Origin of the sequence: Rhizobium album, from assembly GCF_003122325.1 — a bacterium.
GTDB classification, from domain to species: domain Bacteria; phylum Pseudomonadota; class Alphaproteobacteria; order Rhizobiales; family Rhizobiaceae; genus Metarhizobium; species Metarhizobium album.
Map to the genome: position 1 here is coordinate 104,470 of NZ_QFBC01000007.1, position 21,161 is coordinate 125,630.

Consider the following 21,161-nt stretch of genomic DNA (forward strand, 5'->3'; position numbering starts at 1 on the left):
TCAAATCCGGGCTTTTCTAGGGTAATTGGATAACTTCAATTTATGGAGAAGCCATGCTCGACCGAATCCCGCTGGAGGCCTTCCGCGTTTTCGATGCCGCCTGCCGGTTCATGAATTTTTCGCGTGCCGGGCGCGAGTTGAACATCACCCAGGCGGCCGTCAGCCATCGCATCAAGGGGCTCGAGGACCAATTGGGCGTGCCGCTGTTCACCCGCCGCGGCCGCAACCTTGCCCTGACCGCTGCAGGCGAACGATTGTTCCAGCGGGTGCGGGCCACGCTGGAATATCTGGAGGAAAGCCTGGAGCCGTTTCGCGGCGGCGCGCCGGAAATTATTTCGATCGCCGCCAGCGGTTCGGTGTCTCATCTCTGGCTTGGCGAGCATCTGAGGGCGTTCAGCATCGAAAACCCTTCGGTTTCCGTTCGGCTGCTGACGACGGATTCGCCCTCCGAACTGGCGTCGGAAACCAACGATCTCGTCATCCTCTATTCCACCGGCGAGCACCCGCGCTGGGATCTGGGATTGCTGATGAAAGAAACCCTCGTGCCCGTGGCATCGCCCACCTATCTGGAAGCAAGGGGGCTTGCGGCCGCATCGCTGACGGCGGACGACATTGCCGGCCTCGATCTCATCGACTACGAGCGTTTCAACGCCCATTGGGTCTCGTTCCGGCAATGGTTCAACCGCATTCCGCATCCGCCGAAACGCCGGATCGTCAATCCGCGCTTTTCCTTCACCACCTATTTCATGGCGATCGACGCCGCCGTGCGGGGGGATGGCATCGCGCTCGGCAGCATCGGCCTGATCACCCAGCACCTGCAGCAGGGAAGGCTCGTGGCCGTTGGGCGGGACCGGGTGGAAACCGGCTTCGGTTATTATCTCGGCATGCCGCGATACCGGACCGTTTCGGCCGAAGCCATGAAGCTGCACCAGCGCCTGCTGGCGACCGAAGGATAACGCCAGGACGGCGCCCGCGACAGCCAGACCGTCGGCCGGCTCTGCTGCACGATTTACTCCCCGGCGACGAGCCGCAGCTTCGATACGCCGTTCCCCCGGCCCCTGTCCGCCGCCGTCGTGAGGCGGAACTGGCTCAGAAGCCTGGCCAACTGCTCGGTCTGCTCGGCGAGCACGTTGCTTGCCGCCGTCGTTTCCTCAACCATGGCGGCGTTCTTCTGGGTGTTCTGGTCGATGATGTTGACGGCCTGGTTGATTTCCCGAAGCGCCGTCGCCTGTTCGCGGGCACCCTGGACGATCGCATCGATGTCGCCATGGATCTGGCCGACCTCGGAAACGATCACCGTCAGCGCCTCGCCCGTCTTGTCGACCAGGGTCACGCCGTTCTTCACCAGTTCGCTGGAGCCATGGATAAGCTCCTTGATTTCTTTCGCGGCCCTGGCGGAGCGCTGCGCCAGTTCACGCACCTCCTGCGCCACCACCGCAAAACCCTTGCCCGCCTCGCCGGCCCGCGCCGCCTCGACGCCGGCATTCAACGCCAGCAGGTTGGTCTGGAAGGCGATATCGTCGATGACGCCGATGATGTTGTTGATCTCCTTCGACGACTTCTCGATCTCACCCATGGCGTCGATGGCGTTGCGCACGACGAGCCCCGATTGTTCGGCGCCGCCCTTGGTCTTGGCGACCAGCCGCCCGGCCGCTTCGGCAAGCCGGCTGGTATCGGTGACGGTGGTGGAAATCTCTTCGATCGCTGCGGCGGTTTCTTCCACCGATGCCGCCTGCTGTTCGGTCCGGCGGGCGAGATCACCGGCTGCGGAGCGGATTTCGCCCGAACCGCCGGCGATGGATTTCGCCGTCTCGCCGACGATCAGCATCGCCTGCTGCAGCTTTTCGCTCGCCTCGTTGAAGTCGTGACGCACCTTTTCCATGCTGGGAACGAAGGTGTCGTCGAGATGCCGCGTCAAATCTCCATCCGCCAAGGCGCGCAAGCCGTCTCCCAGCGCGACGATGGCACTCATGCGCGGCGTGACGTCGGTGGCAAACTTCACGACCTTCACGACCTTGCCGCTGATATCGACGATCGGGTTGTAGGCGGCCTGGATCCAGACCTCGCCGCCATTCTTGCCGTACCGCACGAATTCGTTGGCGATAAACTCTCCGGCAGCCAGTCGTTTCCAGAACGTTGCATAGTCCGCCGAGCGCACGTAAGCCGGATCGCAGAACATGCTGTGATGCCTGCCGACGATTTCCGACAATTGGTAACCGGTCGTCCGGCAGAAATTCTCGTTTGCCGTCAGGATCTCGCCGGTCGGCGTGAATTCGATGACCGCCTGCGCCTTGGAAATCGCCGCAAGCTTGCCCTCGTCCTCGGCGGCCCTCTGCTTTGCCGCAGTGATATCGGTCGCAAACTTGACGATCTTGTAAGGCTTGCCGTTCTTCAGGACCGGGTTGTAACTTGCCTGGATCCAGATTTCCCGGCCACCCTTGGCGATGCGCTTGTAGGAACGGGCATCGAAATTGCCGGTGGCAAGTTTGGCCCAGAAATCGCGATAGTCCTGCGAGGCGACATAGGCCGGATCGCAGAACATGCGATGATGCTGGCCGACGATCTCCGCAAGGGAGTAGCCGATCGTTTGGCAGAAATTTCCGTTGGCGTGCAGAACGGTCCCCTGCAGATCGAACTCGATGATCGCCATCGAATTGGAGAGCGCGGCCATGACCCGCTGGGCATCCCTGGTGAAGTCGTATGCAAACATCGGCGTCTCCCAACCCAATCCTGTTTCCTACGTTCCATCGGCGGGTTACCGCCTGTTCAACTCCTTGACGCAACGTCACCGGTTCCCGATACCGGGCCGGCCAAGAACAACTTATGGAATAATATGAAATCTCTTATGCAATTTAAAATATATCAGACATTGTTAAAATACATTTAAGCAAGCGAGCCAATTATTCCCTGTCATTTCCACCCCGAAACAGAGACGCCCGGGAGCCGATGGCGCCCGGGCGTTCTGAAGGAAGACAATTCCGTGAGGATCAGGCAGCCAGTTCGTCGGCTTCGCTTTCCTTGAACATCTTGGCGAGGTTGAGGAAGCAGATCATGCCGTTTTCATTGGCGATGATGCCTTCGGAATAGGACTTGTCGAAGGAGGCGGTGACTTCGGGAACCGGCTGGACCTGGCCGCTCTGGATCGTCAGAATGTCCGAAACGCGGTCGACCAGCATGCCGATGACCATGTTGTGGACTTCCGCGACGACGATGGCGCTGCGCTCGTTGGCGACGGTGCTCTTCATGCCGAGCTTGTAGGCGAGGTCGATGATCGGGATCACCGAGCCGCGCAGGTTCATCACGCCGATGACATCTGCCGGCGAATGCGGGATCGGCGTCGAGGGTGCCCAGCCGCGGATTTCGCGGATCGTCGTCGTCTTGACGCAGAACTCCTGATCGTGGAGGCGGAATGCAATGATTTCCAGGGTTTCCCCGCCGTAGCTGGCGGAATTGATCGTAGCCATCGAATTTCTTCCCAACGTTCCTGAGCCAGGGCAGAATCGACAGCACCAGAATGGCACGGACGACCTTTGCCTTTCACGCGCGGAAAGCATGACCTTCCGACGCCCTGGGGAAAACCTTAACGGAAGTTCCTTTCACAATTCTAAATCGGTGAAAGGAAGGCTTCTAACGTTACCGATGGCGCGTATCGGCGCACCCCGTGGCGAAATCAGGCGGCGCGTGTCGGGCGGTCGAAAATCCGCCGGCCGAACAGGCTGGCCGTCAGTTCCACCATCACCCGGGCGCTCTTGCCCCGGTCGTCGAGGAACGGATTGAGTTCGACGATATCCAGCGACGATACCAGGCCGCTGTCCGACAGCATCTCCATCACCAGATGCGCCTCGCGGAAAGTGGCGCCACCCGGGACCGTCGTGCCGACGCCCGGCGCCAGGTCCGGATCGAGGAAATCGACATCGAGGCTGACATGCAGCAAGCCGTTGACCGCCTCGACCTCGTTTATGATTCGCCGCATAATCGCCGCAACGCCGAGTTCGTCGATCGCTCGCATGTCGAAGACGTTGACGCCATGTTCGGCCACCAGTTCGCGCTCGGTCGGATCGACGGAGCGAATGCCGACCTGGTAGACTTTTCGCGGATCGACCAGCGGACGGCCCGCCGGCAGGATCGGTGAAAACTCCGCCTGGCCGCAGAAGAAGGCGACCGGCATGCCGTGGATATTGCCGGAAGGCGAGGTGTCCGGCGTGTTGAAATCAGCATGCGCATCCAGCCAGAGCACGAAGAGCGGTCGACCGGTTTCCGCCGCATGGCGCGCCATGCCGGAGACGCTGCCCATGGCCAAGGCATGGTCGCCACCGAGCGCGATCGGCAGCTTGGCGGCATTGGCGACGTCGTAGGTCGCGGCCTCCAGCGCACGGGTGAACGCCGCGACCACCTGCAACTGGTTGGCGCCGGGATGATCGGCAAGATCGGCCGCCGGCTGCGGGCGCAAGTCGCCATGGTCGGAAACCGAATGCCCGAGGTCGGTCAGCGCCTGGCGAATACCCGCGATCCGCAAGGCCGCCGGCCCCATGGCCGCGCCGCCACGGCCGGCGCCCTCTTCCAGCGGGACGCCGATCAGGGTGATGGAGGTGGGGCGTGTGTTCATGGCGGATCCTGCAAAGCGACGGAGCAAAAACGATCGCACCATTATGGAAAGCTTGCATGACAGCAAATAGATGGAAAATTGCGAAAATCGCTGGCAATATGCGCAAATTGCACAATGCAGCTTTACATGTTGAGAGCCGATGGACGACCTTGATCGCGATCTTCTGGGCGCCCTGCGTCACAACGCCCGGATGCCCTTGTCTTCGCTGGCCGCCGCAACCGGCGCCTCGCGGGCAACGGTCACCGCCAGGATCGAACGCATGGTCGCCAACGGCACCATCGCGGCCTTCACCATCCGCACCGGCCACGAGATCCGCTCCAGCGGCGTGCGAGCCATCGTGATGATCGAGGTTTTGGGAAAGCTTGCCGACAAGGTGGCGCAACAGCTGCGCGGCATGCCGCAGGTGCGGGCGTTGCACAGCACCAACGGCCGCTGGGATTTCATCGCCGAACTGGAGGATCGCGATCTCGCGACGTTCGACGAGACCCTGCGCCGCATCCGCCTGATCGAAGGCATCAACTCGACGGAGACCAATATTCTGCTGAAGACCAGCAAGACGAGTTTCTGATTCGCAAACGAAAAAGGGCAGCCCAAGGCTGCCCCGAAATCTTTTCCGTCGAAACCCGATCAGGCCGGAACGACGATACCGTTCAGATGGGTCAGCTCTGCGAGATGGCGCTCCAGATGGAACTTGTGGTCGTCGTTGGTGGCTGCTGCGATATCGCCACGGGCAGCGTCGATGCGCTTCTGCAGCGTTTCGCGGTTCAGCTCTTCCATCGGCACGGCGGATTCGGCCAGCAGCGTGCAGCCCGTCGGCAGGATATCGGCAAAACCGCCGAACACGACGTAGCGCGAAACCTTGCCCGAAGCGGCCTTCACTGTCACGATGCCCGGCTTGATCGTCGTCATCGTCGGCGCATGGTTGGCCATGACGGTCATTTCGCCTTCGGTTGCCGGAATGACGACTTCGCTGACCTTCTCCGACAGGAGCAGACGCTCGGGAGAAACGAGTTCAAAATTGAAATTGTCGGCCATGACGAATTCACTCTTCCGTTGGATCGTATTCGGACGCTGGCGCGCTGGAAATTCCGACACGCCAGACGTTTATCGATGATTAGGCAGCTTCTGCGGCCAGGCGCTTGGCCTTTTCGATGGCTTCTTCCATCGAGCCGACCATGTAGAAGGCTGCTTCCGGCAGGTGGTCGTATTCGCCGTTGACCAGGCCCTTGAAGCCCTTGATCGTGTCTTCGAGGGCGACGAGCTTGCCCGGCGAACCGGTGAAGACTTCGGCGACGAAGAACGGCTGCGACAGGAAGCGCTCGATCTTGCGGGCGCGGGCAACGGCCAGCTTATCGTCTTCCGACAGTTCGTCCATGCCGAGGATGGCGATGATGTCCTGGAGAGCCTTGTAGCGCTGCAGGGTCGATTGGACCTTACGGGCAACTTCGTAGTGCTCTTCACCGACAACCATCGGGTCGAGCATGCGCGACGTGGAGTCGAGCGGGTCAACGGCCGGATAGATGCCCTTTTCAGCGATGGAGCGCGACAGAACGGTCGTTGCGTCCAGGTGGGCGAACGAGGTTGCCGGCGCCGGGTCGGTCAAGTCGTCGGCAGGGACGTAAATGGCCTGAACCGAGGTGATCGAACCCTTGGTCGTGGTGGTGATGCGTTCCTGCATCTGGCCCATGTCGGTGGCGAGCGTCGGCTGATAACCCACGGCCGAAGGAATACGGCCGAGCAGAGCCGACACTTCCGAACCAGCCTGGGTGAAGCGGAAGATGTTGTCGACGAAGAACAGAACGTCCTGGCCCTTGTCGCGGAAGTCTTCGGCGATGGTCAGACCGGTCAGAGCGACACGAGCGCGGGCGCCCGGCGGTTCGTTCATCTGGCCGTAAACGAGAGCAGCCTTGGAGCCTTCGCCGCCGCCGTGCTTGTTGACACCCGATTCGATCATTTCGTGGTAAAGATCGTTGCCTTCGCGGGTCCGTTCACCCACGCCGGCGAACACCGAGTAACCACCGTGCGCCTTGGCGACGTTGTTGATCAGTTCCATGATCAGAACGGTCTTGCCGACGCCGGCGCCGCCGAACAGGCCGATCTTGCCGCCCTTTGCGTAAGGTGCCAGGAGATCGACGACCTTGATGCCGGTGACGAGGATCTGGGCTTCCGTCGACTGCTCGACATAGGCCGGAGCGTCTTGGTGGATGCCGCGCTTGTAAGGCGTGTTCAACGGGCCCGCTTCGTCGACCGGCTCGCCGATGACGTTCATGATGCGGCCGAGCGTCTCGTCACCGACGGGAACCATGATCGGGTTACCGGTGTTGGTGACCTGCTGGCCGCGAACCAGACCTTCGGTCGAGTCCATGGCGATGGTGCGGACGACGTTTTCACCCAGGTGCTGGGCGACTTCGAGCACCAGGCGGTTGCCGCCGTTGTTGGTTTCCAATGCGTTCAGAATGGGCGGCAGCTCGCCTTCGAACGCCACGTCGACGACGGCACCGATGACCTGTGTCACCTTGCCAATGGAAGCAGCTGCGTCAGCCATGTTCCTTACCTCTTTCCTTAACCTCAGAGCGCTTCCGCGCCCGAAATGATTTCAATCAGTTCCTTGGTGATCTGAGCCTGGCGCTGACGGTTGTAGTTGAGCGTCAGCTTGTTGATCATCTCACCAGCGTTGCGCGTCGCACTATCCATGGCGCTCATCTTGGCACCCATCTCGCCAGCGACGTTTTCCAGCAGAGCGCGGAAAACCTGGACGGAGATGTTGCGCGGGATGAGATCGTCGAGGATCGCGCCGGCATCGGGTTCGTATTCATAAACGGCGGTCGCACCCGCAGCCGTCGCGGTGTTGGCGACGGAGACATCGGCGGCAGCCGGGATCAGTTGCAGCGCGGTCGGAACCTGGCTGATCACCGACTTGAATTCGGAGTAGAACAGCGTGCAGACGTCGAACTCACCCTTGTCGAACATCGACATGATCGTGCGAGCGATCTGGTCGGCATTCTCGAAAGCAACCCGCTTGACGTCACGCAGATCCGTGCGGCCGACGATCAGCGAGGCGAATTCGCGACGCAGGCTGTCGTAGCCCTTCTTGCCGACGCAGTAGATCTTGACCGTCTTGCCCTGAGCGAGAAGCCTGCGGGCATGGTCGCGGGCAAATCGGGCGATCTGCGAGTTGAAGCCGCCGCAGAGACCGCGCTCGGCCGTGCAGACGACGAGCAGGTGCACGTCGTCCTTGCCGGTGCCGGTCATCAGCCGCGGCACGCTGTCGTCACCGCCGACCGCCTGGGCGATATTGGCGAGTACGGCGCTCATGCGCTGCGAATAAGGCCTGGCGGCCTCGGCCGCCTCCTGCGCACGCCGAAGCTTCGCCGCGGCGACCATTTTCATCGCCTTGGTGATCTTCTGCGTCGCCTTGACGGAGGCGATCCGGTTTTTCAGATCCTTAAGTGAAGGCATCCCTGATCCGTCCTAACTTGGCCTTATCAGGCGAAAGACTTGGCGTAGCTGTCGAGTGCGGCCTTCAGCTTGGCGCGGGTGTCATCGCTCAACTGCTTCTCGGTGCGGATCGCGTCGAGGATCGCCTTGCCTTCCGAGCGGAGGTAGGAGAGGAAGCCCTGCTCGAACTTTCCGACCTGGTTGACGGCGATCTTGTCGAGGTAGCCGTTGACGCCAGCGAAGATCACCGAAACCTGCTCTTCCGTCTTCAGCGGCGAGAACTGCGGCTGCTTCAGGAGTTCCGTCAGGCGGGCACCGCGGTTCAGGAGGCGCTGCGTTGCCGCATCGAGGTCCGAACCGAACTGCGCGAAGGCGGCCATTTCGCGATACTGGGCGAGTTCGCCCTTGATCGAGCCGGCAACCTGCTTCATCGCCTTGATCTGAGCCGAAGAACCGACGCGGGAAACCGACAGACCGACGTTAACGGCCGGGCGGATACCCTGGTAGAACAGGTCGGTTTCAAGGAAGATCTGGCCATCGGTGATCGAGATCACGTTAGTCGGAATGAAGGCCGAAACGTCGTTACCCTGGGTTTCGATAACCGGCAGAGCGGTGAGCGAACCGGCACCCTTTTCGTCGTTGAGCTTTGCAGCGCGTTCGAGCAGGCGGGAATGCAGGTAGAAAACGTCGCCGGGATAGGCTTCGCGGCCCGGAGGACGACGCAGCAACAGCGACATCTGGCGGTAAGCAACGGCCTGCTTGGACAGGTCGTCGTAACCGATCAGGGCGTGCTGGCCGTTGTCACGGAAGTATTCGCCCATGGCGCAACCGGCAAACGGCGCGAGGTACTGCATCGGCGCCGGATCGGAAGCCGTAGCGGCAACGACGATCGAATACTTCAGCGCGCCGCGTTCTTCGAGAACCTTGACGAACTGGGCAACGGTCGAACGCTTCTGGCCGATGGCGACGTAGACGCAGAACAGCTTTTCGCTGTCCGGGCCGTTGTCGTGGATGGCCTTCTGGTTCAGGATCGTGTCGAGAATGATGGCGGTCTTGCCGGTCTGGCGGTCGCCGATGACAAGCTCGCGCTGGCCGCGGCCGACCGGGATGAGCGCGTCGATAGCCTTGAGGCCGGTCGACATCGGCTCATGCACCGACTTGCGCGGGATGATGCCGGGCGCCTTGACGTCGACGCGCGAACGGCGCGACGCATTGATCGGGCCCTTGCCGTCGATCGGGTTGCCGAGGGCGTCGACGACGCGGCCGAGCAGTTCCGGACCGACCGGAACGTCAACGATGGCGCCGGTCCGCTTGACGGTGTCGCCTTCCTTGATCTCGCGGTCCGAGCCGAAGATAACCACGCCGACGTTGTCGGCTTCGAGGTTCAGCGCCATGCCGCGGATGCCACCGGGGAACTCGACCATTTCGCCGGCCTGGACGTTGTCGAGGCCGTAGACGCGGGCGATACCGTCACCGACGGAGAGCACCTGGCCGACTTCCGAGACTTCAGCCTCTTTGCCGAAATTTTTGATCTGATCTTTCAGGATTGCGGAAATTTCCGCGGCGCGGATATCCATCAGCCAACCTCTTTCAATGCGAGCTTAAGAGTAGAGAGTTTGGTGCGAAGCGACGTATCGATCTGCCGCGACCCGACCTTGACGATCAGGCCGCCGAGGATCGACGGATCGACCGTGACGGCGATCGCCACGTTCTTTCCGGTCACGCCCTTCAGCGCCGCCTTCAGTTCATTTTCCTGCGCCTGATCGAGCGCATGCGCCGAGGTTACTTCGGCGGTAATTTCACCACGATGACGGGCAGCGATGATCTTGAAACCCTTGATCATGCCCGGCAGCGCGAAAAGACGGCGGTTACCGGCAACCACCTTGAGGAAATTGGCGACCAGACCGCTGATGCCGGCCTTTTCGCAGATCGCGACCAGAGCCTTCGACTGGTCTTCAGCCGTAAAGACGGGGCTGGCGACCAGGCGCTTCAGATCGGCGCTCTCGTCGAGCAAGGCCTGGAAACGGTCAAGATCGGCGCTCACGCCTTCAACGACGCCCTCTTCCAGCGCAAGCTCGAAAAGCGACGACGCATACCTTTCTGCTACACCTGAGATGAGCTGGGATGTGTCTGCCACGGGCACAAATTTCCCTGATTTTCCTTCAAGAGTCGTACACCCCTGCGAAAGCGGTGTCATGTTCTTGAAATTGCTTCGGTTTCCCCCGAAAATGACCCAACATGGCGTCAGATCTTTTCCGAAATTCGGGGTCCGTCTAGCATAGGACGTTTGGACTCGCAACACGCGTATTCAACGATTGCGCCTTTCCTGTCGGATTCATGGAGAGGAAATGCGGCAAAATTACCGTAAAGCTGGATTGGCTTCCTTTTCCGCCGTCGCCGGCCAAATTCAGACCCAGCCGAAGACGTAAAGCAGCGGCAGCACCGCGAGCACGACCTGCACAATCAGCAGTAGAAAATTGAACGGGACACTGCCCCTGTCGGACATGATCGACAGGACACGAGCAAAGGCTGCCAGGGCGAACGAGGCGCCGAAGGCGAAATAGACCATCGGCTGGGCGAGCAGGATCGCGGCAAGGCCGAAACCGAGATAAAAACCGCCGATCGTCGAACGCGCCTCGCCATAAGCGCTAGGGCGCCCCTCGCGGGTCTGCAGGCGAAAGAAGCGGAAGGTCAGTCCCGGCGCGAACATCATGACAAAACCGGCAAAGGCGGTAAACGCCGCCGCGCCAAACGCCAGCTGCTCCCCAAGCTGGGCCGGAAAATAGAACTCCATGCGAATGCCCCTGTGTCGTCCCCTCTGGATGTGCCGATTTATGACACGAAGCCTCGGATGGGGAAATGCGGCGAGCCGGCTGGCCACAGCGATTTCTTCATACATAAGCGCTTCGAAATACAAGATTTCCGCAGCGTCAGAGGAAACTCTGCGGATCGATGTCGAGCTGGGTGTGCACGCTGCCGCGCTCCTTCGGCCCGTTGGCCAGCATTTCACGCAGGAACGACTGGATATCGCTGTTCCGGCGGCCGTGGACCAGCAGCCGGAACCGGTGACGGCCGCGAATGAGCGCCAGCGGCGCCTCTGCCGGACCGAGGACGGAAATGCCGCTGACCTGCGGCGCCGCCTGCCGCAGGCCGCGTGCATGAATTTCGGCATCCTGACGCGTATCGGCGGAAACGATGATCGAGGCCAGCCGGCCGAAAGGCGGCAGCACCGCCTTTTCCCGTTCAAAGATTTCGCGATCGTAGAAAGCGCCGGAATCGCCCGAAACGATCGCCTGCATCACCGGATGCTGCGGCTGGTAGGTCTGCAGCAGGCCATGGCTCTTCAGGCCGGTTCGGCCAGCGCGGCCGGTGACCTGCGACAGGAGTTGGAAGGTGCGCTCGGCGGCGCGCGGATCGCCGTTCGCCAGTCCCAGATCGGCATCGACGATGCCCACCAGCGTCATCAGCGGGAAATTGTGGCCCTTGGCGACCAGCTGGGTGCCGATGACGATATCCGCCTCCCCCTTGGCGATCGCATCCAGCTCCAGCCGCAGTCGCTTGACGCCGCCCATGATGTCGGAGGAGAGCACGATGGTGCGCGCTTCGGGAAAATGCTGCTCCACCTCCTCGGCGATACGCTCGACGCCGGGACCGCAGGCGACGAGATGGTCGAACGTGCCGCATTCCGGGCAGGCTTCCGGCGTCTTCTCGGCATAACCGCACTGGTGGCACTGGATCTGGCCGCGGAAGCGATGCTCCACCAGCCAGCTCGAGCATTGCGGGCACTGGAAACGGTGGCCGCAGACGCGGCACAGCGTCAGCGGCGCATAACCGCGGCGATTGAGGAAGAGCAGCGACTGATGCCCCGACTTCACCGTCTTGTCGATGGCGCGCAGCATCACCGGCGAGAGGAAGCCGCCACGCTGCGGCGGGTGGCGGCGCATGTCGACCAGATGCAGGTCCGGCAGCGCCGCATCTCCGAAGCGCGTCGGCAGGTGGATGGTGTTGTAGCGCCCCTGCTGGCCGTTGACCTGGCTTTCCACAGAAGGCGTCGCCGAGACGAGGATGACGGGAAAGCCGCTGATCCGGCCACGCACCACGGCCATGTCACGGGCGTTGTAATAGACGCGGTCCTCCTGCTTGTAGGCGGGGTCATGCTCCTCGTCGACGATGATCAGGCCAAGCTCCTCGAAGGGCAGGAACAGCGCCGATCGCGCCCCGGCCACGACCCTGACCTCGCCGGTCACCGCCTGGCGCCAGACCTTTTCGCGCATGCGCGGGCTGAGATCGGAATGCCATTCGGCGGGTTTTGCGCCAAACCGGTCCTGGAAGCGTTCGAGGAAGGCAGCGGTCAGGGCGATTTCGGGCAGGAGGATCAGCACCTGCTTGCCGCGCCTGAGTGTCTCGGCCACCGCCTCGAAATAGACCTCGGTCTTGCCGGAGCCGGTGACGCCGTCGATCAGGGCGACCGAGAAGCCGCCTGCCGCGACATTTTCAAGGATCTCGGCAGCCGCCTCCTTCTGCGGGCCTTCGATGCGCGGTTCGATAAAATCCGGATCGGGCCGGGCGACGACCGGCGGCGGCGGCAAAAACACCGTTTCGAACAGGCCCTGCGTGATCAGCCCGTCAACGACACTCAGGGAAACGCCGGCGGCATGCGCCAGACCGCTGCGGGTCCAGGAAAGGCCGTCCTGGGCCATGTCGATCACCCGCGCCCGCGCCGGCGTCATCCGTTCCGGCATGCCGCCGAGAAACCGCAAGCCCTCCACCATCGGTTCGGGATCGAAGGCGGCCGGCGCGCGCAGCGCCATGCGCGCCACCAGCCCGGGCGGCGTCAGCGTGTAGCCGGCGATCCAGTTGACGAAGCTGCGCATATGCGCATCAAGCGGCGGGCAATCGAAGACCTTCTCGATCGGCCGTATCTTCTTGGGGTCGACCTTGCCGTCCTCCGGCCCCTCCCAGACGACGCCGATCACCTGCCGCGGCCCGAGCGGCACCTGCACGACGGAACCGGGCTCCACCGCCATGCCCTCCGGCACGGCATAAGAATAGGGGCCGGGCGCCGGCAAGGGCACCAGCACCGGAACGGCACGCGTTGCAGCCGGCGCCTTCGAGAGCGGGCCGAACAGATCGGACGAATCGCCTGTCATCGTGCCGGACCTTGCCGCGCCACGGCGCAAAAGAAAACCCAAAACCGGCCCACCTCAGTCGCCGTCCTCGTCCATCAGCCCGGTCAGGCGCATGCCGTCGATCCAGGTGGCGCCCTCCCGGCGGATGACCCGGCGCGGACGGATGCCGCAGCGCGCGGCCACGGCGGATGCCAGCGCTTGCGAATGGGTGACGATCCAGATCTGGCTGCGCTGCGCGGCCTGGGCGATCATCCCGGCCAGCGGCTCCAGCATGTCCGGATGCAGACTGGCTTCGGGTTCGTTGAGCGCGATCAATGCCGGCTGGCGGTAGGACATCAGGGCACCCGCAAGCCCGAGGAACCGGATCTGGCCGTCGGAAAGTTCGCGCGGCTGGAACAGGCGTTGCGGAAAATCCGGAAAGGAAAGTGCAAATTCGGCATGTTCGCCCGGCTCCGGCACATGCAGCCGGGCACCACCGAAGGCGGCGGCGATCGCCCGGTCGAGTTCCACCGTGTCCTCGCGGGTATGGACAAGCGTCGCGAAGACGGCCGCGAGATTGCCGCCGTCCTCATCGAGCAGCGGCGCGGTGACTGCCAGGCACGGTGCCCGCAGGGCCGAAGCCCGGTCGGTGCGAAACCCGTGGAAGAACCGCCAGCCTTCGACGGCACGGCGGAAAGTGCCGACTTCGGGATAATGGCCGGCGTCGCCCAGAAGCGCGATGGCGGTCTCGGAGGTCATCGCCTGCTCGGGATAGTCCTGCAGCCGGCCGGTCTCGCCGCGCACCGTAATACCCGGGCCGGCCCGCCGCATCATCGTCACCGGCCGCGACCCGGTTTCGATGGAAAACTCCTCCGCCTTGACCTGCGGCTCGAAGGCGAAGCCGGCTGCGGCCTTCGGCGGTCGGAGCCCGGCCTCCACCTGGTAACGGAAGGTCACCGCCCTCTCCTCGTCGAGAAGCTCGACGGCCAGCCTGATGCGGACGGCCTCGCCCTGCCGCCGCTTACCCGACCACAGCGCCGACGCCATGCCGCCCTCGGCGGCGATCTCATAGGCAAGATTGCCGCGCACCGCCGCCTGCACGAGTTGCAATGCGCGGTAAAGATTGGATTTTCCCACGCCGTTCTCGCCGATGAACAGGTTCACCCCCGCCAGATCCATGCGGATCGCACGTAGCGAACGATAATTGGCGGCAGACATCGAGCGAAGCAGCATGCGCAACATCTACACGATCGATCGGGGAAAAAGAATGTCCGACGGTCGGGCGGAACGGCGCAAAGACCGCATCCGCATCGTCGGCAAGATCGAAAACCATATGCCGTTCCAGCGCCCGTTGTCGCGTCTGCGGGATGACCATCTCGGCAATCGGGGTATCGACGATATGCCCGGGCCGCCCGTGGAAAACCAAGGCAATGGCATCGGCAAACTGTCCGGGGGCCGTCGGCGAAGCACGCCGAGACATCGCGTCCTTCCATATGTCTCCCTGACAACGGAACATGATTTCAGCATGACAGCCGAAGCGGCGTTATCGATTCCCTAACCCGGTTCTCCGAAGATGCCGCTTCCATGGACAAAGACAAGCGCCTGAAGACAAAGATCGGGGTTACCGCGTGACCGAGTTGCTGATCATCGCCGATCCCTCCCTGATGGCCGAACGGCAAGGCTGGCTGGATACGCTCGGGCAGGAGCGGCGCCTGGCCGCCAAGACGCTGGATGCCTACGAGCGGGATACAAGGCAATTCCTGGCATTCCTCACCGGCCATGTCGGCGGCCCGGCCGGCCTCGACGATGTCGCGACGCTGCGTCCCGCCGACCTGCGTGCCTTCCTCGCCGCCCGGCGCCGCGACGGGACCGGCGCCCGGTCGCTCGGTCGCAACCTCGCCGGCATCCGCTCGTTTCTCCGGCATCTCGAAAAGAAGGGCTTGGCCAATGCCGCCGGCGCTGCCGCGATCCGCTCGCCGAAACAGCCGCGATCGCTGCCGAAACCATTGACCGATACGCAGGCGCTCGATGTCGTCAGCGACGAGATGCAGATGCACGACGAACCGTGGGTCGCCGCCCGCAATGCCGCCGTCCTCACGCTGCTCTATGGCTGCGGCCTGCGCATCGCCGAAGCGCTCGACCTGACGCCGGACGATTTTGCCGGCGGCGGCGAAACCCTGCGTGTCACCGGCAAGGGCGGCAAGACCCGTATCGTGCCGCTGCTTGCCGTCGTACGCGACGCGGCCGAAAAATATCGCAACCTCTGCCCCCACCACCTGCCGGCAAACGCGCCGCTGTTTCGCGGCGTCCGGGGCGGCAAGCTGCAGCCGGCAATCATCCAGCGGGCGATGCAGACGATGCGCGGTGCCCTCGGCCTGCCGGAAAGCGCCACGCCACACGTCCTGCGGCACTCCTTCGCCACCCATCTGCTCGCCGGCGGCGGCGACCTGCGCACCATCCAGGAACTGCTCGGCCATGCCAGCCTGTCGACCACCCAGGTCTATACCGGCATCGATACGACCCGGCTGCTCGATGTCTACGACCGCACGCATCCGCGCGCCTGAACGGCGCAGGAGATAGAGCAATTCCGGACACAAAACCGCTCAGCACTTTTGCTGGAATTGCTCCAACCCCGGCGCGGCTTAACCAAATTTCTTAAACATTTGTGAGCCCGTCCGGCCGTAAGGTTTTGCAGACGTCAGAACGGAATCCTTGCCCATGAATCTCTTCGAAATGCGCGGCGGGCTCGCCCGCAGCCGAAACCTCGGCGATGTCGCACTCTATCTGGCGGCGGCATTCCCGCTGCTGCTTGCGCTCGTGCTCCTTCTGACGCTTGTCTTGCTCTCGCCGGCCCACGCGGCTGATGCGCAAAAATGCGACGGCAGCAATATTCTCGGCAGCCTGCAGGCCAGCGACCCGGCACGCTACGAAGCCGTGCTCGACGAAGGCGCCGGCATCGTCAACGGCAAGGGCATCTTCTGGAAAATCGAAAAGCCCGGGCTGGAGCCCTCCTGGCTGATGGGCACGATGCATCTCACCGATCCGCGCGTGCTGAGCATGCCGGACGCCGCCCGCCGCGCCTGGACCGCCTCCGATACGGTCATCGTCGAATCGGACGAAATCCTCGACGAAAAAAAGGCAGCGGCGGCCCTGCTCGCCAAGCCCGAACTCACAATGCTGCTCGACGGTTCGACGATCACCAAATTCCTGTCGCCGCAGGAAACGGAGCAGCTGGAGGCCGGCCTGAAAAGCCGCGGCATCTCGCTGACGCTGGTATCGCGCATGCAGCCCTGGATGATTTCGAGCTTCGTCTCGCTGCCGCCCTGCGAGATCACCCGCAAGACGCAAGGGGCCGCTTTCCTCGACAAGAAGATCGCCGAAGACGCCGTCGCTGAAGGCAAACACCTCGTCGGCCTGGAAACCATGGCCGAGCAGCTGGCTGCCATGGCCGCCCTGCCGATGGAATTCCACCTGAAGGCGCTGATCGATACGCTGGAACTCGGCGATCGCATGAACGACGTCGTCGAGACGATGATCCAGCTCTACCTTGCCGGCGACATCGGCCTCACCATGCCGATGCTGAAGACGCTGACGCCGCCGGGCGAAGATGCCGACCAGGGTTACGCCGCCTTCGAACAACGCATCATCATCGACCGCAACAAGGTGATGCTCGGCCGCTCAGCCCCCTATTTCGCCAAGGGAAAGACCTTCATGGCCGTCGGCGCCCTGCACCTGCCCGGCGAGGACGGGCTGGTGGCCTTGCTGCGCAAGGCGGGATATACGGTGACGGCGGAGAATTGACGGTTTGGCCAAAACGCCATCGTTCAAAAACGACTCCCGAAAGCGAAAACCCAGCTTCCCAATGGGAAGCCGGGTTTTGTTTGTCGAGCCGGGGACCGATCACATATGGATCGGCTTGAAGAACGTCGCCAATGCCGCTTCCTTCACCGCTTCCGACATGGTCGGATGTGCGTGGCAGGTACGGCCGAGGTCTTCGGAGGAGCCGCCGAATTCCATCAGCACGGCGATCTCGTGGATCATCTCGCCGGCGCCGAAGCCAACGATGTGGCCGCCGAGCACGCGGTCGGTGTCCTTGTCGGCCAGGATCTTGACGAAACCGTCCGTCGCCAGCATGGCGCGGGCGCGGCCATTGGCGGTGAAGGGGAACTTCCCGACCTTGTAGGCAATGCCGGCAGCCCTCAGCTCCTCTTCGGTTTTGCCGACCGAGGCGACCTCGGGCTGGGTGTAGACCACGCTCGGGATCACGTCGTAGTTCACATGGCCGGCCTGGCCAGCGAGGATTTCGGCCAGCGCCACGCCTTCGTCCTCGGCCTTGTGCGCCAGCATCGGACCCTTGACGACGTCGCCGATGGCATAGATGCCGGCGACATTGGTGCGGTAATGGCCGTCGATCTCGACGCGGCCGCGATTGTCGAGCGCCACACCCGCTTCCTCAAGGCCGAGGCCTGCAGTGTAGGGCTTGCGGCCGGTGGCGATCAAGACGACGTCGGCATCGAGCACCACCTTGTCGCCGCCCTTGACGGGCTCGAATGTCACCTTGGCACCGTTGCCGGCCTTTTCGACGCCGGTCACCTTGGCACCGAGATGGAACTGGATGCCCTGCTTGGCCAGCATGCGCTGGAACTGCTTGGAAACCTCGCCGTCCATGCCGCCGAGGATGGTGTCGAGATATTCGACGACCGTCACCTTGGCGCCGAGGCGCGACCAGACGGAACCGAGCTCGAGGCCGATGACGCCGCCGCCGACGACGACCATGGTTTCCGGCACCTTGTCCAGCGCGATGCCGCCGGTCGAGGAAATGATCACCTTCTCATCGATTTCAACGGGAACACCCGGAATGCCGGCCACGTCGGAGCCGGTGGCGATGACGATGTTCTTGCCTTCGATCTCCTGCACCTTGCCGTCGTCGCCGGTAACCGACACCTTGCCGGCGGAAACGATCCTGCCGGTGCCCTGGAAGGCGTCGATCTTGTTCTTCTTGAACAGGAAGGCGACGCCATCGACGTTCGACTTCACCGTCGCGTCCTTGTGGGCGAGCATCTTGCCGAGGTTCAGCGTCGCACCGGACACCTCGACGCCGAGCGCTTCCATGCCGTGCTGGGCGTGATGGAACATTTCCGAGGCATGCAGCAGCGCCTTGGAGGGAATGCAGCCGACATTGAGGCAGGTGCCGCCATAGGTGGCGCGCTTCTCGACCACGGCGACCTTGAGACCGAGCTGGGCGGCCTTGACGGCGCTGACATAACCGCCGGGGCCGGTGCCGATAACAATCACATCGTAGGACATGTTTCTTTTCCTTTATCTTGTCGTTTAGTCGGCGGCACGGGCCAGCGCGAGACGGAAGCCGAAGCCGACCAATGCCGCTCCGGTAATGCGGTTGAACCATTTGCCGCTGGCGATGAAGCGGTCGCGGATCGCCTTGACGGTGAAGAAGACGGAGACGCCGGCAAACCAGGCAACCAGCGCCGTGGCCATGCCGATACCATAGCTGAACTGGATGAGCGCCGGCGTATCGTGATGCACCAGCGTCGAAAACAGCGACAGGAAGAACAGCACCGGCTTCGGATTGAGCGCATTGGTGACGAAACCCGTCGCCAGGCATTTGAGAGCCGAAACCGGCTTGCGGTCCTCCGCCGTCACCTCGATGTCACCGACCTTGAAGCCGGGCTCGCGGAAGGACTTGATGCCGAGATAGACGAGATAGGCGACACCCGCCCATTTGATCAGGCTGAACAGCATCAGCGACTGCGAAACGATCAGGCCGAGGCCGAGAATGGTATAGCTGATGTGGAACAGCAGCGAAAAGCCCATGCCGAGCCCGGTCATGATCGCCGCACGGCGGCCATGCACGATGCTCTGGCGCAGGATCACGGCAAAATCCGCGCCCGGCACGACGATGAAGATCGAGAAGACGGCCATCAGGCCGAGGAATTCCAGAATATACTGCATGATGACCCGCTGGTGCCTAGCGACCGCCGCTGACGTTGAGAATAGCGCCCGTTATATAGGAAGCCGGCGAAGAAAGAAGGTAGACGATGGCGTCGGCAACCTCCTGCGCCGTGCCGGGGCGTTGCATCGGAATCATCGACGCCGACCGGTGGGCACGGTCCGGCTCGCCGCCGGAGGCATGGATATCCGTGTCGATGATGCCCGGTCGCACGGCATTGACGCGCACGCCTTCGGTGGCCACCTCGCGGGCAAGCCCGACGGTGAACGTATCGATCGCCGCCTTGGAGGCCGCGTAGTCGACGTAAAGCGACGGCGAACCGATGACGGCGGCCATCGAGGAGATGTTGACGATCGCCCCGCCCTTGCCGCCGTGCCTGGTCGACATGCGCCGGACGGCCTCGCGGGCGGCAAGGATCGAGCCGATGACGTTGACGCGCATCATCCGCTCCAGGCGTTCGGCGCTCATCTCGTCGACACGCTGCGACAGGTCGATGACGCCGGCATTGTTGACGAGGCCGTCGATGCGGCCGAAGTGCTTGTCGACGGCGACAAACATCGCATCGATATCGGCGGCAACGCCGACATCGCCCCGGACCGCGACCGCCTCACCGCCTGCCGCCCGGATTTCCGCCACGACCGCGTCGGCAGCCGCCTGGTTCGAGACGTAGTTGACGGCAACGGCCCAGCCTTTTTGCGCCGCAAGCACGCACACCGCCGCTCCGATGCCGCGGCTGCCGCCGGTGACGAGAAGAACCGGTTTGTCACTCATTGGATACATCCCCCATATGTCAGCACGTCCCATGGAGCGACATTCGCCTTGCCGGCCTCCCACAGCGACGATTCGCGCATCGCCGGGCCGAGGCCAGGCAGCATCAGCTTCTCCGCCGCCTCACCGCCTTCCGTCTTCAGATTGGCGATCTCGCCCTTGGCGTCGATGCCGTAGACCGGCCCCTGCCAGACAGTGCAGGCTTCCAGCTCTTCGCCGGTGGTATCGCCTTCCGGGCAATTGAACATCAGAATGGCGTTGGACCGTTCCGGATCTTCAGACAGCAGCACGAATCCCTGCATTTCGACCGACGAGGATTTGATCTTGACGTTGAAACGATTGCTGGCGGCAGCCGCTTCTGAGCCTAGTGGTGTGAAACGCAATTCGTAGGCGGCATCACGATCCTGATAGACGGCATTGGCCTGCTTGCAGGCAGCCGATAAGGCCGGCTGTGCCATCAGCAGCACGAAGCCGGCAGCGATAGAAGGGCAAAGGGCGGAAACCGACAGGCGGGAAACGAACGCATTCATGGGTTTGCCGGCTCCCTGTTTCCATCCGCATTCTCGATCACGAAAAAGTCGGTCATCAGCACCAGCGGCCGGCCGCTCGCCGCGAGCCCCCAGAACGTCGGGTAATAACCGTCGCCCCAGCCGCTGGTAAACACGGCCACGTTGCCACGCTTGCCTTCGATCGGCCGGTGAATGACGGAAGCGGTGGCGCTGTCGATATCGGCGGCCAGGACATGGTCGTAATAATTGACGTCGTCGTTGTGCCGGGTCTTCATCTCGATTTCGAGGCGCTGCTGCATCAGGGCAGGCGTATCGGCATCCATGAAGGAACCGGTGCCGGCATCGACGCCGTATCCGAAGAACAGGTCGCCCTTCAATTCTCCGAGCTTCTGGCCGGCAACGGTCGCGAGCCCCCAGCGCTCCGGCCTGCCTTCGCCGAAGCGGACGACGGCGGCGGCGACGCGACCCTGCGCCTCATAGACGGTCACCGGAAAATCTCCCGGCGGCACCGTGCGCTCGAACGGCGCCCTTTCCGGCTGCACCAGCGGATCGGTCGCGACGATGCGGCCGGATTGCAATTCGAGTTTACCGAGATGGAGGACCTTGATGCTCCGCCGGGCAAGCTCCGCCTCGTCGAGATTGACGAGGTCGAAGTTGCGGCCGATGCGATGCACATCCCAATCGGCCGCCATGGCGGAAACCGGCCCCTGCAAGGCAGCGGCGCAAACCAATGCCCCGACCGCTTTTCCAAGCCGGCTTCCCAT

Annotated in this window: 20 protein-coding genes and 1 pseudogene; 4 read left to right on the plus strand and 17 right to left on the minus strand. The window is 62.9% G+C overall.

From position 1 onward, the window contains the following. Window positions 1-53: 53 nt before the first annotated feature. Window positions 54-956, plus strand: a complete 903-nt coding sequence (locus tag DEM27_RS16715) for a LysR substrate-binding domain-containing protein (RefSeq protein WP_109459386.1) — start codon at window positions 54-56, stop codon at window positions 954-956. Between the two features lie 53 nt (window positions 957-1,009). Here DEM27_RS16715 and DEM27_RS16720 read toward each other — a convergent pair whose 3' ends face one another. From DEM27_RS16720 to rocF, 3 genes are all read right to left on the minus strand, one after another. Continuing rightward, window positions 1,010-2,710, minus strand: a complete 1,701-nt coding sequence (locus tag DEM27_RS16720) for a methyl-accepting chemotaxis protein (RefSeq protein ID WP_109459387.1) — start codon at window positions 2,708-2,710, stop codon at window positions 1,010-1,012. A gap of 277 nt (window positions 2,711-2,987) precedes the next feature. Further along, on the minus strand, window positions 2,988-3,464 hold the full coding sequence (locus tag DEM27_RS16725; RefSeq protein WP_109459388.1) for a chemotaxis protein CheW: 477 nt from the start codon (window positions 3,462-3,464) through the stop codon (window positions 2,988-2,990). A 206-nt stretch (window positions 3,465-3,670) separates the two neighbouring features. After that, on the minus strand, window positions 3,671-4,606 hold the full coding sequence (rocF, locus tag DEM27_RS16730; RefSeq protein WP_109459389.1) for an arginase: 936 nt from the start codon (window positions 4,604-4,606) through the stop codon (window positions 3,671-3,673). A 139-nt stretch (window positions 4,607-4,745) separates the two neighbouring features. On the opposite strand from rocF, the gene DEM27_RS16735 reads away from it, so the two are divergent. Next, window positions 4,746-5,174, plus strand: coding sequence for an Lrp/AsnC family transcriptional regulator (locus DEM27_RS16735; RefSeq protein ID WP_109459390.1), 429 nt, complete (start codon window positions 4,746-4,748; stop codon window positions 5,172-5,174). Between the two features lie 59 nt (window positions 5,175-5,233). Here DEM27_RS16735 and DEM27_RS16740 read toward each other — a convergent pair whose 3' ends face one another. The 9 genes and pseudogenes from DEM27_RS16740 to DEM27_RS34630 all read right to left on the minus strand — a co-directional run. Continuing rightward, on the minus strand, window positions 5,234-5,641 hold the full coding sequence (locus DEM27_RS16740; protein WP_109459391.1) for a F0F1 ATP synthase subunit epsilon: 408 nt from the start codon (window positions 5,639-5,641) through the stop codon (window positions 5,234-5,236). A 79-nt stretch (window positions 5,642-5,720) separates the two neighbouring features. Next, on the minus strand, window positions 5,721-7,151 hold the full coding sequence (gene atpD / locus DEM27_RS16745; RefSeq protein ID WP_109459392.1) for a F0F1 ATP synthase subunit beta: 1,431 nt from the start codon (window positions 7,149-7,151) through the stop codon (window positions 5,721-5,723). A 23-nt stretch (window positions 7,152-7,174) separates the two neighbouring features. Next, complete coding sequence (locus tag DEM27_RS16750; protein ID WP_109459393.1) at window positions 7,175-8,065, minus strand: F0F1 ATP synthase subunit gamma; 891 nt, start codon at window positions 8,063-8,065, stop codon at window positions 7,175-7,177. Between the two features lie 26 nt (window positions 8,066-8,091). Next, window positions 8,092-9,621 carry a F0F1 ATP synthase subunit alpha gene (gene atpA / locus DEM27_RS16755; RefSeq protein ID WP_109459394.1) on the minus strand — a complete coding sequence of 510 codons (1,530 nt, stop codon included), beginning with the start codon at window positions 9,619-9,621 and terminating at the stop codon, window positions 8,092-8,094. After that, window positions 9,621-10,187: a F0F1 ATP synthase subunit delta gene (locus tag DEM27_RS16760; protein WP_109459395.1), complete on the minus strand. Its 567-nt coding sequence runs from the start codon at window positions 10,185-10,187 to the stop codon at window positions 9,621-9,623. The genes atpA and DEM27_RS16760 overlap by 1 nt, the downstream gene beginning before the upstream one ends. Window positions 10,188-10,451: 264 nt before the next feature. Next, window positions 10,452-10,838: an AGROH133_08824 family phage infection protein gene (locus DEM27_RS16765; protein WP_109459396.1), complete on the minus strand. Its 387-nt coding sequence runs from the start codon at window positions 10,836-10,838 to the stop codon at window positions 10,452-10,454. Window positions 10,839-10,974: 136 nt separating this feature from the next. Further along, window positions 10,975-13,194, minus strand: coding sequence for a primosomal protein N' (locus DEM27_RS16770; protein ID WP_109459397.1), 2,220 nt, complete (start codon window positions 13,192-13,194; stop codon window positions 10,975-10,977). Window positions 13,195-13,248: 54 nt separating this feature from the next. Continuing rightward, window positions 13,249-14,385 carry an AAA family ATPase gene (locus DEM27_RS16775; protein ID WP_109459398.1) on the minus strand — a complete coding sequence of 379 codons (1,137 nt, stop codon included), beginning with the start codon at window positions 14,383-14,385 and terminating at the stop codon, window positions 13,249-13,251. 142 nt (window positions 14,386-14,527) lie between these two features. Continuing rightward, window positions 14,528-14,632, minus strand: a pseudogene (locus tag DEM27_RS34630) (acyltransferase); the annotation flags it as partial. A gap of 148 nt (window positions 14,633-14,780) precedes the next feature. Here DEM27_RS34630 and DEM27_RS16785 point away from each other — a divergent pair. Beyond that, window positions 14,781-15,716: a tyrosine recombinase XerC gene (locus tag DEM27_RS16785; RefSeq protein WP_109459399.1), complete on the plus strand. Its 936-nt coding sequence runs from the start codon at window positions 14,781-14,783 to the stop codon at window positions 15,714-15,716. A 154-nt stretch (window positions 15,717-15,870) separates the two neighbouring features. Continuing rightward, window positions 15,871-16,953, plus strand: coding sequence for a TraB/GumN family protein (locus DEM27_RS16790; protein ID WP_245445891.1), 1,083 nt, complete (start codon window positions 15,871-15,873; stop codon window positions 16,951-16,953). Between the two features lie 99 nt (window positions 16,954-17,052). Here DEM27_RS16790 and lpdA read toward each other — a convergent pair whose 3' ends face one another. Genes lpdA through DEM27_RS16815 form a run of 5 tightly spaced genes read right to left on the minus strand, consistent with a single transcriptional unit; the run spans window position 17,053 to window position 21,161 of the window. After that, on the minus strand, window positions 17,053-18,459 hold the full coding sequence (gene lpdA / locus DEM27_RS16795; RefSeq protein WP_109459400.1) for a dihydrolipoyl dehydrogenase: 1,407 nt from the start codon (window positions 18,457-18,459) through the stop codon (window positions 17,053-17,055). Between the two features lie 24 nt (window positions 18,460-18,483). Beyond that, the gene (locus tag DEM27_RS16800) at window positions 18,484-19,122 is read right to left on the minus strand and encodes a LysE family translocator (protein WP_109459401.1); all 639 of its coding nucleotides are present in this window, start codon (window positions 19,120-19,122) and stop codon (window positions 18,484-18,486) included. 16 nt (window positions 19,123-19,138) lie between these two features. After that, window positions 19,139-19,891, minus strand: coding sequence for an SDR family oxidoreductase (locus DEM27_RS16805; RefSeq protein ID WP_109459402.1), 753 nt, complete (start codon window positions 19,889-19,891; stop codon window positions 19,139-19,141). Then, entirely contained in the window at window positions 19,888-20,418 is a 531-nt protein-coding gene (locus DEM27_RS16810; protein ID WP_420028832.1) for a hypothetical protein, read from the minus strand. Before DEM27_RS16810 ends, DEM27_RS16805 begins: the two co-directional genes overlap by 4 nt. Then, a complete protein-coding gene (locus DEM27_RS16815) occupies window positions 20,415-21,161 on the minus strand; it encodes a DUF4241 domain-containing protein (RefSeq protein WP_109459403.1) in 747 nt (248 codons plus the stop codon). The genes DEM27_RS16810 and DEM27_RS16815 overlap by 4 nt, the downstream gene beginning before the upstream one ends.

Bases quoted from the DNA above. Each gene is read 5' to 3' on its own strand.
- DEM27_RS16715 (WP_109459386.1), top strand. From the start codon at position 54: ATGCTCGACCGAATCCCGCTGGAGGCCTTCCGCGTTTTCGATGCCGCC.
- DEM27_RS16720 (WP_109459387.1), bottom strand. From the start codon at position 2,710: ATGTTTGCATACGACTTCACCAGGGATGCCCAGCGGGTCATGGCCGCG.
- DEM27_RS16725 (WP_109459388.1), bottom strand. From the start codon at position 3,464: ATGGCTACGATCAATTCCGCCAGCTACGGCGGGGAAACCCTGGAAATC.
- rocF (WP_109459389.1), bottom strand. From the start codon at position 4,606: ATGAACACACGCCCCACCTCCATCACCCTGATCGGCGTCCCGCTGGAA.
- DEM27_RS16735 (WP_109459390.1), top strand. From the start codon at position 4,746: ATGGACGACCTTGATCGCGATCTTCTGGGCGCCCTGCGTCACAACGCC.
- DEM27_RS16740 (WP_109459391.1), bottom strand. From the start codon at position 5,641: ATGGCCGACAATTTCAATTTTGAACTCGTTTCTCCCGAGCGTCTGCTC.
- atpD (WP_109459392.1), bottom strand. From the start codon at position 7,151: ATGGCTGACGCAGCTGCTTCCATTGGCAAGGTGACACAGGTCATCGGT.
- DEM27_RS16750 (WP_109459393.1), bottom strand. From the start codon at position 8,065: ATGCCTTCACTTAAGGATCTGAAAAACCGGATCGCCTCCGTCAAGGCG.
- atpA (WP_109459394.1), bottom strand. From the start codon at position 9,621: ATGGATATCCGCGCCGCGGAAATTTCCGCAATCCTGAAAGATCAGATC.
- DEM27_RS16765 (WP_109459396.1), bottom strand. From the start codon at position 10,838: ATGGAGTTCTATTTTCCGGCCCAGCTTGGGGAGCAGCTGGCGTTTGGC.
- DEM27_RS16770 (WP_109459397.1), bottom strand. From the start codon at position 13,194: ATGACAGGCGATTCGTCCGATCTGTTCGGCCCGCTCTCGAAGGCGCCG.
- DEM27_RS16775 (WP_109459398.1), bottom strand. From the start codon at position 14,385: ATGCTGCTTCGCTCGATGTCTGCCGCCAATTATCGTTCGCTACGTGCG.
- DEM27_RS16790 (WP_245445891.1), top strand. From the start codon at position 15,871: ATGAATCTCTTCGAAATGCGCGGCGGGCTCGCCCGCAGCCGAAACCTC.
- lpdA (WP_109459400.1), bottom strand. From the start codon at position 18,459: ATGTCCTACGATGTGATTGTTATCGGCACCGGCCCCGGCGGTTATGTC.
- DEM27_RS16800 (WP_109459401.1), bottom strand. From the start codon at position 19,122: ATGCAGTATATTCTGGAATTCCTCGGCCTGATGGCCGTCTTCTCGATC.
- DEM27_RS16805 (WP_109459402.1), bottom strand. From the start codon at position 19,891: ATGAGTGACAAACCGGTTCTTCTCGTCACCGGCGGCAGCCGCGGCATC.
- DEM27_RS16810 (WP_420028832.1), bottom strand. From the start codon at position 20,418: ATGAATGCGTTCGTTTCCCGCCTGTCGGTTTCCGCCCTTTGCCCTTCT.
- DEM27_RS16815 (WP_109459403.1), bottom strand. From the start codon at position 21,161: ATGGGAAGCCGGCTTGGAAAAGCGGTCGGGGCATTGGTTTGCGCCGCT.